Below are 13211 nucleotides of genomic sequence, written 5' to 3' on the forward strand. Positions count from 1 at the left end.
GCTTTTGAAGTATTCTAAAGAGGTAAAAACCGCCATACTGGCCATAATTGCTATACTCATTCTTATCTTTGGTTATAGTTTCCTCAAAGGCAAAAATCTCCTTGACGACAGCAGAATTTTTTACGCGGTGTATGATGATGTAGAAGGATTGTCCCCCTCGTCAGCTGTTACCATCAACGGTTTAAAGATAGGCCAGGTTTCCAGTATCACCTTTTTAAATAATACAGGTTTGCTGGTGGTGGAATTTACTGTGGATAATGATTTTCCATTTTCCAAATCCAGTGTTGCCAATATTTATGGTGGTAATATAATAGGTGGTAAGTCACTTGCGATAGTTCCTAATTATGAAAAAGGGAATCTTGCCAAATCTGGAGATACACTCCGGGGAGAAATAGAAGAAGGTATTATGGAGTTGGTGAATGATAAACTTACGCCTCTTCAGGCCAAAGTGGAAAATGCAATTGTAAGTGCAGATTCCCTGCTTAATGCAATTAATAATGTATTAAATGACAGTACCACAAATAATATTCAAAATACATTTCAAAATATAAATGAGACTTCAAGAGCCTTTAGCAGTACTGCACAGTCTTTGGAAGGAATAGTTCAGGGAAATGCAGGTAAAATTGACCGCACTTTAACGAATCTGGATGAAATGTCTACCAATTTCAATCGCTTTTCTGATACACTGGCAAATGTTAACCTGAGCCAGATGACTAACAATCTTGAAGATGTTATAGCAGATTTTGAAGGAATTTCAAGTAGCCTGGCAGATGGAGAGGGGACAGCCGGTAAGTTGATTAATGATGATGCTGTATATAATAACCTTGATCGTGCTACAAAACAATTGGAGGAATTACTTCAGGATATTAAACTTAACCCGAAGCGATATGTTCATTTTTCTGTATTCGGAAAAAGATCTAAGGGTTATACAGAGCCTGAAGACAGTTTAAGATAACATTCATGCAAATTATCTCTCAGATATTATTCCTGATAGCCCTTGTTGCAGGGATAGGTTTTTTTGTTAAAAACATCCGGCTCCTTCTCAGGAATATAAAGTTAGGTAAGGAAATCTACAGAAATGATAGGGCAGGAGAGCGCTTTTCCAAAATGGCGAGAGTGGCTTTTGGGCAAAGCAAAATGGTACGGAGACCAGTTTCCGGTATCCTGCATATAATTGTTTATCTGGGCTTTATTATTATTAATATCGAAGTTCTTGAAATTATTATAGACGGTGTTTTTGGAACACATCGTATCTTTTCTTTTATGGGAGGTTTTTATAACTTTCTTATTGCAGCTTTTGAAATTATAGCGCTCCTGGTATTGCTTGGGGTAATTATTTTCTGGACCAGAAGAAATTTAACTAATATCTATCGGTTTCTAGGTAGGGAGCTAAAGGGCTGGCCAAAAAATGATGCCAACTACATTTTATATTTCGAGATGGTATTAATGCTGCTCTTTCTTTCCATGAACGCTGCAGATTATCAGTTACAGGTAAATGGCGTCACGCATTATGCCAATGAAGCGGGAATTATGGGCTCCTTTCCGGTGAGTCAGTTTATGCTGCCACTTTTTGATGAATTAAGCAATAGTACCTTAATTATTATTGAAAGAACAGCGTGGTGGCTGCACATTTTAGGAATTTTATTTTTTCTGAATTATTTATACTATTCCAAACACCTTCATATTTTACTTGCTTTTCCAAATGTTTATTTTTCAAAACTCAGGCCGAAGGGTGAATTTGATAATTTACAGTCGGTTACTGATGAAGTAAAATTAATGATGGATCCCGATGCGGATCCTTTTGCAGCACCTGCCGAAGGAGAAGAAACAGAAGAGCCCGAAAAATTTGGGGCATCAGATGTTATGGATCTTAACCAGGTTCAGCTTTTAAATGCCTATACCTGTACAGAATGTGGAAGGTGCACAGCAGAGTGTCCTGCAAACCAAACCGGAAAAAAACTTTCTCCACGAAAAATTATGATGGATACCAGGGACCGTTTGGAGGAAGTGGGGGAAAACATTAGCAAAAACCGAGAATTTAAAGAAGACGGTAAACAATTGCTGGATGATTATATTCTTCGTGAAGAACTCTGGGCCTGTACTACCTGTAATGCCTGTGTGGAAGCCTGCCCTGTGGGAATAGACCCTATGTCTATAATTATGGATATGAGGAGATATCTTGTAATGGAGCAAAGCGCAGCCCCTAATGAACTGGCTATTTCTATGACCAATATTGAAAATAATGGTGCTCCCTGGCCTTACAACCAAATGGACAGATTAAACTGGGCCAAAGAAAATTCTTAAAATTTAAAAAAAGATTAACAGCGATATGGCAGAAGCATTAAAGGTTCCAACAATGGCCGAATACATGGCAGAAGGCAAAAAGCCTGAAGTTTTGTTCTGGGTGGGATGTTCCGGAAGTTTTGACGACCGGGCGAAAAAAATCACCAAGGCTTTTGTAAAACTTTTGAACAGGGCGGGAGTGGATTTTGCAGTTTTAGGAACCGAGGAAAGCTGTACCGGAGATCCGGCCAAACGTGCCGGGAATGAATTTTTATTCCAGATGCAGGCTGTTACAAATATTGAAGTTTTGAATGGCTATGAGATTAAGAAAATAGTCACTGCATGCCCGCACTGCTTCAATACCATAAAAAACGAATATCCCGCACTTGGTGGAAATTATGAAGTAATGCACCACACCCAGTTTCTAAAGGCTCTACTTAATGAGGGCAGACTTAAAGTAGAAGGAGGTAAATTTAAGGGCAAAAGAATTACTTTTCATGATCCCTGTTATCTCGGGCGTGGTAATGGAGAATATGAGGCTCCACGGGATTTACTTCGTAAGCTGGAAGTGGAACTGGTTGAAATGCGAAATTGCAAGCGTAACGGATTATGTTGTGGTGCAGGCGGGGCCCAAATGTTTAAGGAACCCGAGCCTGGAACAAAAGACGTAAATATTAAACGTACTGAAGAGGCTATGGAAGTGAAACCAGATGTTGTTGCTGCAGGCTGTCCTTTTTGCAACACCATGCTAACCGATGGCGTTAAAAATAAAGAGAAAGAAGATAATATTGAGGTTATGGATGTTGCAGAGATGATTGCAAATGCTGATGACCTCTAAACTTATTTTTTAAACATACCACCCCAAATCTTCTTAACAACTTCTATAATTCTATTTACATCTGGTAATTCAGCCTTTTTGTTCAAAAGTTAAATATCGGTACTATATTTGAAGCTACAGCCTAAACAATTAGCTTTGTATAAATCTATTTTAACTTAACAATGTTAGTACCTTTTAATACTTTACCTGATAGCGCCCGGGTTTGGATATATCAATCCAACAGGCCTTTTACAGAAGAAGAGATTCAGGAAATCACCCCTACATTAGAAAATTTTATTCAGCAGTGGACTGCTCACGGTGCCGAACTTAAGGCTTCATTTGAAATAAAATACAGGCGTTTTATTATTTTAGGTTTGGATCAGCAAACTAATGCTGCTTCAGGTTGTTCTATAGATGCTTCCGTACATTTTATCCAGCAACTTGAAAAACAATATGAGGTAGACCTTCTGGATAAAATGAATGTAACTTATAAGCAGGGTGAATTTATTGCATATAAAAATCTTTCTGATTTCAGAAAAATGGCTAAAGAGAAGGCTGTTTCTTCTAAAACCATCGTATTTAATAATCTTGTAAACAATAAAGCCGAATATCTTTCAGATTGGGAAGTCCCTGCATCTGAAAGCTGGCATAACCGATTTTTGAAATAAATGACTTTGAAAGCAGCTCCGAAAATCCTGTTTTTCAGTGTACTTTTTTTCCTATCATTCTTTAACCTAACAGCTCAGCAAACCAGTCCGTTAATAAGTAAAGATTTTACCGCTCAGAAAAAGTGGGTGGACAGCCTTTATAATACATTAACCTTAAAGGAAAAAGTAGGGCAGCTGTTTATGGTTGATGTTTTTTCCAGTGGAACTGATGCTGAAATTGATAAAACGAGGAAACTGATTGAAGAAGAAAAGATAGGTGGTGTCATCTTTTCTAAAGGTGGTCCGTTGAGACAGGCGAGATTAACAAATGAATTTCAGCAAAATACTGAAGTACCGCTGCTCATTGGTATGGATGCGGAATGGGGCCTGGCAATGAGACTGGATTCCACTTTTGCACTTCCATGGAATATGACATTGGGCGCCGTACAAAATAATGATCTTATTGAAGAGGCAGGTGCAGCAATCTCCCGAAATGCCAAAAGGCTTGGAGTGCATATCAACTTTGCCCCGGTGGTGGATATTAATACCAATCCAGAGAATCCCATTATTGGTAACCGCTCCTTTGGGGAGAATAAGAAGAAAGTTGCTAATAAAGCCCTTGCTTTTATGAAAGGAATGCAGCGGGAAGGGATTCTTTCCAGTGCAAAACATTTTCCGGGCCACGGGGATACCAGTTCAGATTCCCATAAAACCTTACCCACTATTTCTTTCTCAAAAAGGAGGATAGATAGTGTGGAGGTATATCCTTACCGAAAGATGATTCAAGAAGGATTATCCAGTGTAATGGTAGCCCATTTAAATGTTCCCTCCCTTGAAAAAGAGAAAGGAGTTCCTTCGTCCCTAAGTAAAGCTATTGTTACAGATTTGCTTAAAAATGAACTTGACTTCCATGGACTTATTTTTACCGATGCCCTGAACATGAAAGGCGCTTCTAATTATAGCGAACCGGGAGATATAGATCTTGCCGCTTTTTTGGCGGGTAATGATGTGCTGTTAATTTCTGAAGATGTCCCTGAAGCTTCCCGAAAAATTATTGATGCATATAAAGAGGGAACAATTACAGAACAACGCCTTAGCCATTCGGTTAAGAAAATACTCTACGCCAAGTACAAGTCCGGCTTAAACAATTATGAGCCGGTAGATACTACTTATTTATTTGAAGAATTAAACAATATTCGTGATAAGGCCTTATTTGATAAACTGACAGAAAATTCTATTACCGTTCTAAAGAATAATACTGGAATTTTACCTGTAAAGAAGCTTGCAGAAAAGAAAATTGCCTATGTGAATTTTGGAGATGGAGACGGGAGCGCTTTTTTGGAGCAGCTTAAAAAATATACTAAAATTGATTGGGTAAGGGCAAATACTCTTTCTGATTTACAGGAGAAATTAGCTGCCTACGATCAGGTAATCGTGGGATTCCACAAAGCAGATCCAAATCCCTGGGCCACTTATAGATTTTCTGAAAAAGAGATCGTATGGCTTTATCAGATAGCAAGGCATAATAAAATCACATTAAGCATTTTTGCAAGACCCTATGCCTTACTTGACATCCCGTCTTTTACTGATATTGAAGCTGTGGTGCTGGGATATCAGAATAATGAAACAGCGCAGCAAAAAGTAGCCCAGGTGCTTTTTGGAGCTACGGAGGCAAAAGGAAAATTGCCGGTTAGTATCGGTAAAGAATTTCCCGAAGGTACCGGTCTTCGCACAAGAAACTTAAACAGGCTTAGCTACGGTATTCCTGAAACCGTAGGGATGAATTCGGCGAAACTGGAAAAAATTGACTCTATTATTAATTATGCAATAGCGGAAAAAATGACTCCGGGTGCCCAGATTCTGGTTGCGCGTAAAGGAAAAGTAATTTATCAGCGCAATTTTGGGTATCAAAAATATGAAGAGAATTTACCGGTAACTGACACTACTGTTTATGACCTGGCATCACTCACTAAGATTCTGGCAACCTTACCTTTTATAATGGAACAGGAGGAAAAGGACATTATAAGTTTTGATACTACTCTGGGGGAGTTGATGCCAATTTTCAGGGGGTCCAATAAAGAAAATATCAGGCTGCAGGATATGCTGATGCATTACGCCCGGCTAAAGGTGTGGATTCCTTTTTACGTTTCAACTCTTGATAAAAAGACCAGGAAACCTTCAGACGTTTTCTACAATAAAATTCCTGCTGAAGCTTTTCATACCCAGGTGGCAGACCATATGTATATAAGAGATGATGCCCAGGATACTATTCTTTCGGTTATACGTGACAGTAGCCTGGAAAGGAAGAAAGAATACAAGTACAGTGATTTGCCTTTTTATATTCTGAAGTATTACCTGGAAGATTTCTATAAAACAAATATGCATGCCCTTACCCAGGAAAAATTTTATCGCCCCCTGGGTGCCAATTATACCGGTTACCTGCCTTTAAGCCGCTTCAGCATTGAGCAAATAGCTCCTACTGAAGAAGATAAGCTTTGGAGGTCACAAACCGTTCATGGTTATGTACATGATCAGGGAGCTGCCATGCAGGGGGGAATTGGCGGTCATGCCGGTTTATTTAGTAACTCAAATGATGTTGCCAAAATTATGCAGATGTACCTTAATGGTGGCAATTACGGTGGTGAAGAATTTCTGAAGCCGGAAACAATCTCAAAATTTAATACCTGCTATTATTGCGATCAGGATGTAAGGCGCGGAGTTGGTTTCGACAAACCCCAATTACATAATGCGGGGCCTACCTGTGGTTGCGCGTCCCCTGCCAGTTTTGGACATAGCGGGTTTACGGGAACTTTTGCCTGGGCTGACCCGGCGGAAGAAATTATATATGTATTTTTGTCTAACAGGACATATCCCGATTCCAACAACAGGGAATTGATAAGGAAAGACATCAGGTCTAAAATACAGAAAGTAATTTACGAAGCCATAGATTTCTAGATGACTTAAAAGTGAGTTTTTGGTCTCAGGTCCTTTTAAAGAAATGAATAAATGAAAATTGCTATTGTTTGTTACCCCACCTTTGGTGGAAGTGGGGTGGTAGCCACTGAACTTGGGCTGGCGCTCTCCAGAAGAGGCCATGAAATCCACTTTATAACCTATAAACAACCGGTAAGGTTGGATCAGCTCTCCAGTAATGTACGTTTTCATGAAGTGCATGTGCCGGAATATCCTCTTTTTCATTATCAGCCTTATGAATTGGCGCTTAGCAGTAAACTGGTAAACATGGTAAAGCTGCATGGAATAGAACTTTTGCATGTGCACTATGCCATTCCTCATGCCTATGCCGGTTATATGGCTAAGAAAATGCTGGAAGAAGAAGGCATTTTTATTCCAATGGTTACTACTTTACACGGTACAGATATTACTCTTGTTGGCCGCCATCCTTTTTATAAACCTGCAGTAAAATTCAGTATAAACAGCAGTGATGTGGTAACATCAGTGTCACAAAGTCTTAAAGAAGACACCCTTGATTCTTTCAATATTACCAAAGAGATCCAGGTGGTGCCTAATTTTATAGATGTAAGCAAGTACAAGCGAAAATCTTTTACTGATTGCCAGCGTGAAATGATGGCTGCTGAAGATGAAAAGATTATAACCCATGTGAGTAATTTCAGGAAAGTAAAGCGAATTGATGATGTGGTGAGGATTTTCTATGAAATTCAGAAGAAAATTAAATCCAGATTAATGATGGTGGGGGAAGGTCCTGAAAAAGAAATGGCAGAAGAAATGGTAAAGGATCTGGAAATTCAGGATAAGGTTCTGTTCCTTGGAGAAAGCCATGAGATTGATAAAATCCTATGTTTTTCAGATTTGTTTCTTTTACCTTCGGAAAAGGAAAGTTTTGGTTTGGCAGCGCTAGAGGCTATGGTTAACAGAGTTCCTGTTATTTCCACCAATACCGGTGGCCTTCCTGAAGTTAATATTGATGGAGTTTCCGGATTTTTGAATAATGTTGGTGATGTAAAACAAATGGCTGAAAATGCAATTTTTATACTTGAAGATAAAGAACGGCTTCAGCAATTTAAGAATAATGCACGTCAGGAAGCCGAAAAATTTGATATCAGTGTGGTTGTTCCACAATATGAAGCATTATACCAAAACCTATTGGAAAAAGTTTAAAATCAGATATTTCAACAATAAAAAAGTGGGAGCAAAAACTCCCACTTTTTTATTGATTTTCAACTCTCATTAAGTTTTAATTCTTCGGGGTTGACCGAAGTTTTTGATTATTTTACTTAAAACTGATATCTCACACTTACAGCGATATCCGGTGTGAAATCATCAAAATAATCATAACTGCTCAGGCTAATTTCAGGACGAAGGTCCAGGGAAACCATAAGTGGAATATCAAAATTATATTCAATTCCCACATCACCGGCTATTGCAAAAAAAGCTCCTTCGTCAGCTTCAACTCCTTCATAATCTCTTTCATCAGAAACTCCGCCAATACCTGCACCTGCTCCGGCATACCAGTTAAAATCACCTTCAATATTCCAAACCCACTGGTAAAGTCCCACTACTTTAAAGGCACTAAACTGGTCGCTGTCGTTTCTCCAACCCAGGTCTACCTCCAGGCGGTTATTTTCCATTCCCAATGCTCTCTGGTATGAAACTTCAGCACCAAATCCGCCACCGCCTCCAAGGCGCAAACCAATAGCGTTATCTGATATTTCCTGTGCTTTTGCTCCAGTGAAAAATGCTGCACCAATACTTAGGGCTGCGAGTAAAAATAACTTTTTCATTCTCTGTAATTTTTCTTGTTTGTTTGACAAATTTAAATGATCAATTATAAGGCAAACGTGCATATGCGCCAATCTATTGTTAATAATGATTAAAAATGTGTTAAGCAGATTCAGATGAAATCCTTAATTTTAGAATTTTATTATGATGAAAGATTTAGAGGCCCTGGCCCAGAACCTAGAAGGAGAACTTTTTTATGATAATTTGTGGCGTTCTATTTATGCCACAGATGCATCTGTTTATCGTGAATTGCCCCTTGCAGTATGTTATCCTAAAAATGAAAAGGATCTGAAAATCCTTATCAATTATGCTGCTCAGCAAGGCACTTCGCTTATACCCAGAACCGCCGGCACTTCACTGGCCGGGCAATGTGTGGGAACTGGGATAGTGGTAGATGTTTCCAGGTATTTCACAAAGATTTTGGAAATAAATACTGAAAATAAAACTGTAAGGCTACAGCCGGGAGTAATCCGGGATGATTTAAACAGGATATTAAAGGAGCACGGTTTGTTTTTTGGTCCTAATACCTCTACATCCAATCGCTGTATGATTGGTGGAATGGTTGGAAATAACTCCAGCGGAACCACTTCGATTAAATATGGAACTACCCGGGAAAAAGTTATCTCCTTGAAAACTATTCTGAGTGATGGCAGCAATGCAGAATTCAATTATATTTCCAATTTGGCCTTTGGTGAAAAACTTCAGCAGCAAAACCTGGAAGGAAAAATTTACAGGGAGATAAAAGATAAACTGTCTTCAGAAGAAAACCAGAAGGAAATAAAAGAAAAGTTTCCTCCACGGGAAATGCACCGCAGGAATACCGGATACGCTATAGATGATCTCTTATACACCCAGGTTTTTGATGTGAATAATGAAGAGGAATTCAACATGGCGAAATTTCTTGCCGGGAGTGAGGGTACCTTGGCCTTTACAACAGAAATAACTTTGCAACTGGACACCTTACCGCCTCCCAAAGCTTCTATGGTTGCTGCACATTATACTTCCGTTGAAGCTTGCCTGCAGGCTGTTGTCCCGGCGATGCAACATCCTTTATTCACCTGTGAAATGATGGATAAGACCATTCTGGACTGTACCAAGCAGAATTTGAAATATAAGGAAAACAGGTTTTTTATAGAGGGAGATCCTAAAGCTATTCTAATGCTTGAACTAAGGGCGAATAGTGAAGAAGAATTACAGAAGCAAACTAAAGAACTTCTCAATACAATGGAATCTTCCGGCCTTGGTTATGCTTTCCCTGTTCTTTTTGGAGAGCAGATTGAGCTGGCGCTGGAGCTGCGTAAAGCAGGATTGGGACTCTTGGGTAATATAGCCGGAGATCGCAAAGCTGTAGCCTGTATAGAAGATACGGCTGTGGCACTTCCTTACCTGTCTTCTTATATAAATGATTTTACAGAGGTAATGAGTAAGTATAAGCAGGATGCGGTATATTATGCACATGCCGGGGCAGGAGAACTACATCTAAGGCCCATCCTGGATTTAAAGAAATCTGAAGATGTAAAACTGTTTCGCAGTATTACTGAAGATGTGGCAAAACTGGTTAAAAAGTACAATGGCTCCATGAGTGGAGAGCATGGTGACGGCAGAGTAAGGGCTGAGTTTATTGAATATATGATTGGCTCAAAAAATTATCAGATTTTGAAGGAGCTGAAGTTAACATTTGATCCGCAAAATATTTTTAATCCCGGTAAAATTATAGATGCCGCACCAATGGATACTTCTTTTAGATATGAAGTAGATAGGAAAGAACCTGAAATTGAAACCTTAATGGATTTTTCCGAATCTCAGGGTATTTTACGTTTATCTGAACAATGTAATGGTAGTGGAGATTGCCGAAAATCTTCAGAATCCGGGGGAACTATGTGCCCAAGTTACAGGGCTACTAAAAATGAAAAAGACACCACCCGTGCCAGGGCAAATGCTTTAAGAGAATTTCTGACCAATTCAGAAAAAAAGAACCGCTTTAATAACGACGAATTAAAAGAAGTTTTTGATTTATGTATAAGTTGTAAAGGCTGTAAAAGTGAATGCCCTTCAAGTGTAGATGTTGCCGCCCTAAAAGCTGAATTTCAATACCAGTACCAGAAGGAAAACGGCTTTACCCGTAGAAATAAAATGTTCGTTAATAATGCCAAAATGAACCGCCTTGGTTCCAAAGCACCTGGTGTAACCAACTTTTTCTTCCGGAATAAAATTACTTCCGGAGTGGCAAAAAAGACTTTAGGAATAGCAAGTGAGCGGAGTCTTCCCCAGTTGGCAAAAGAGACGGTATGGAATTACTTTAAAAATAACAGGAATCGCCTGAAGGTCGAAAAACCAATAAAGACCGTTTATCTCTTCAATGATGAATTTACAAATTATCTTGATGCCCCAATTGGGATTGATGCCCTAGAGCTACTCTCAAAACTGCGTTACCAGGTTGAGTTGGTGGAACATGGCGAAAGTGGCCGCAGCCATCTTTCCAAAGGCTTTCTGAAAGAGGCTAAAATTTTGGCAAATAATAATATAAATGTTTTCAAAAAACTGATCTCTTTAGAAACTCCGCTTATTGGAATTGAGCCATCTGCTATTTTAAGTTTCCGGGATGAGTATCACCGTTTAGCAGAAAATAAAGAAGATGCAGAAGCACTTGCAAAAAATTGTTTTCTCATTGAAGAATTTTTAAAACAGGAAATTTCGCTGGGAAATATAAAAGCATCTTCTTTCACTTCAGAAGCAAAAGAAATCAAGATACACGGGCATTGTCATCAAAAAGCACTTTCAAATACCTCATATACTTTTACCGTTCTTAATTTTCCGGAAAACTTTAAGGTTACTATTATTCCTTCGGGATGTTGTGGTATGGCAGGTTCTTTTGGTTATGAAAAAGAGCATTATGAAGTGAGCATGAGCATTGGAGAACAAACTTTGTTTCCTGCCGTTAGAAAAGCGCCTGAAGATACCATTATAGCCGCTAATGGTACCAGTTGCAGGCATCAGATAAAAGATGGTACCAAAAGAGAGGCTATGCACCCTGTAAGTATCTTAAGAAATGCTTTAAGATAATAAGCCGAAGATTAACAAAACATTGTTAGCTTCATTAAAAAAACGGGCACAATTTTATTTTTATATTTGGAGCGTAATCCCCTTTATATGGAAAACGATTCCAGGACAGATCATAAAAGTGATACTACAGAAAATCTAAAGGCTGAAATAAAAAGGCTGCACTCTCTTCTTGATCATGAAAAGGAAGTAAATAACCGGTATAAAGATATTGTGCATTCTTCCCCATCTTTAATAGCTTTTCTTAAAGGGGAAGAACTAGTTATTGATATAGCAAATAAAGCCATATTGGATAATTGGGGAAAAGGGGATGCTATAATTGGGAAACCATTAATGAAAGCTATTCCGGAACTTGAAGGACAGGGGTTTTATGAATTATTAATGAAGGTGTATCATACAGGAGAAGTGGTACAGGCTTATGAAATGCCGGGAACCCATTTAGTAAATGGAGTAAAGAAACTGGATTATTTCGATTTTTTTTATCAGCCACAAAGGAACCTGCAGGGAAAAATTGAAGGAGTAGGTATAATTGCCACTAATGTTTCCGCTCAGGCAGAACTTCATAATCAGCTAAAAGAAAGTGAACTTAAGCTCAGGCAGCTCATAGATTTTATGCCTCACAAAATTACAATTGCAGATACTTCAGGAAATTCTTATTACTTTAACAGGAGCTGGCAGGAATATACCGGCTTATCTATGGCAGATCTGGTTAAGCAGGACAGGTCTAAATATGTGCATCCAAAGGAAAAGGAGTATGTAAAGAACTGTGTAAAACAAGCTTTAACTACAGGTGAAGACCTGGAGCTGGAAATGCGTATTCTGGATAAGAATGGAAACTATAAATGGCACCTCACCCGGGGTATTGCTTTAAGGGATAAAGTCGGGAAAATTATTAACTGGGTAAGTTCCAGTACAGAAATCCAGAAGCTTAAAGAGGATGAAAGAAAAAAAGAAAATTTTCTGAAATTGGTTAGTCATGAATTAAAAACACCTGTAACTTCCATTAAAGGTTACACTCAATTATTAACTTCTATTCTGGCTAAAAATAAAGAAGCTAAAGTTAAAAATATACCAATGTCTGCTTACCTTGGAAGAATTGAAAATCAGGTGGAGCGTCAAATAAGATTAATCTCTGAAATTCTGGACCTTTCAAGAATTGAAGAGAATGAACTGGAATTTAACAAGCAGGAATTTGTTCTTAATGAACTTATTGAGGAAACAGTCCAGGATATACGTCATTCAAATATTGAGTCAACATCTATAATAATTTCCAATTCACTAAATTGTAATGTGCTGGCAGATCGTGGAAGGATAGGTCAGGTGCTGGTTAATATTATTACAAATGCTATTAAATATTCTCCTGATAAAAAGGAAATATTTATTAATATTGAAAAGGAAAAAGAAAATTTTGTTTCCATAAAAGTAAAAGACAGCGGAATTGGAATTAATGAAAATGAACTCGCGAAAATATTCCAGCGCTTTTATCGTGTGGGAGCACAAAATGAAGGCACCTATGCAGGATTTGGAATAGGTCTCTTCCTTTCCAATGAAATAATAAAACGCCACGGAGGCTCTATAAATGTGGAAAGCACCTTTGGTGAAGGTTCAGAATTTACAATTTCTTTACCTTATATAAATTAGAAACA

The 13211-nt window shown here is 38.4% G+C and carries 9 protein-coding genes; 8 read left to right on the forward strand and 1 reads right to left on the reverse strand.

Features of this window, described 5'->3' with window-relative positions; translation table 11 throughout:
* The first annotated feature begins 4 nt into the window (after positions 1 to 4).
* From RM539_RS12295 to bshA, 6 genes are all read left to right on the forward strand, one after another.
* The gene (locus RM539_RS12295; protein WP_311503698.1) at positions 5 to 955 is read left to right on the forward strand and encodes an MlaD family protein; all 951 of its coding nucleotides are present in this window, start codon (positions 5 to 7) and stop codon (positions 953 to 955) included.
* 5 nt (positions 956 to 960) lie between these two features.
* On the forward strand, positions 961 to 2304 hold the full coding sequence (locus RM539_RS12300; RefSeq protein WP_311503699.1) for a (Fe-S)-binding protein: 1344 nt from the start codon (positions 961 to 963) through the stop codon (positions 2302 to 2304).
* Between the two features lie 25 nt (positions 2305 to 2329).
* Entirely contained in the window at positions 2330 to 3121 is a 792-nt protein-coding gene (locus RM539_RS12305) for a (Fe-S)-binding protein (protein ID WP_311503700.1), read from the forward strand.
* A gap of 161 nt (positions 3122 to 3282) precedes the next feature.
* Positions 3283 to 3768: an ABC transporter ATPase gene (locus RM539_RS12310; RefSeq protein WP_311503701.1), complete on the forward strand. Its 486-nt coding sequence runs from the start codon at positions 3283 to 3285 to the stop codon at positions 3766 to 3768.
* The gene (locus RM539_RS12315) at positions 3769 to 6702 is read left to right on the forward strand and encodes a serine hydrolase domain-containing protein (protein WP_311503702.1); all 2934 of its coding nucleotides are present in this window, start codon (positions 3769 to 3771) and stop codon (positions 6700 to 6702) included.
* A 51-nt stretch (positions 6703 to 6753) separates the two neighbouring features.
* Positions 6754 to 7884 (forward strand): N-acetyl-alpha-D-glucosaminyl L-malate synthase BshA, encoded by a 1131-nt coding sequence (gene bshA / locus RM539_RS12320; RefSeq protein ID WP_311503703.1) that lies wholly within the window; start codon positions 6754 to 6756, stop codon positions 7882 to 7884.
* Between the two features lie 116 nt (positions 7885 to 8000).
* Here bshA and RM539_RS12325 read toward each other — a convergent pair whose 3' ends face one another.
* Entirely contained in the window at positions 8001 to 8507 is a 507-nt protein-coding gene (locus RM539_RS12325) for a hypothetical protein (protein ID WP_311503704.1), read from the reverse strand.
* Between the two features lie 142 nt (positions 8508 to 8649).
* On the opposite strand from RM539_RS12325, the gene RM539_RS12330 reads away from it, so the two are divergent.
* A complete protein-coding gene (locus RM539_RS12330) occupies positions 8650 to 11568 on the forward strand; it encodes an FAD-binding and (Fe-S)-binding domain-containing protein (RefSeq protein WP_311503705.1) in 2919 nt (972 codons plus the stop codon).
* Positions 11569 to 11655: 87 nt separating this feature from the next.
* Positions 11656 to 13206 carry a PAS domain-containing sensor histidine kinase gene (locus RM539_RS12335; RefSeq protein WP_311503706.1) on the forward strand — a complete coding sequence of 517 codons (1551 nt, stop codon included), beginning with the start codon at positions 11656 to 11658 and terminating at the stop codon, positions 13204 to 13206.
* Positions 13207 to 13211 lie beyond the last annotated feature (5 nt).

The sequence above is a fragment of the Autumnicola musiva genome (genome assembly GCF_031846585.1).
Lineage (GTDB): Bacteria > Bacteroidota > Bacteroidia > Flavobacteriales > Flavobacteriaceae > Autumnicola > Autumnicola musiva.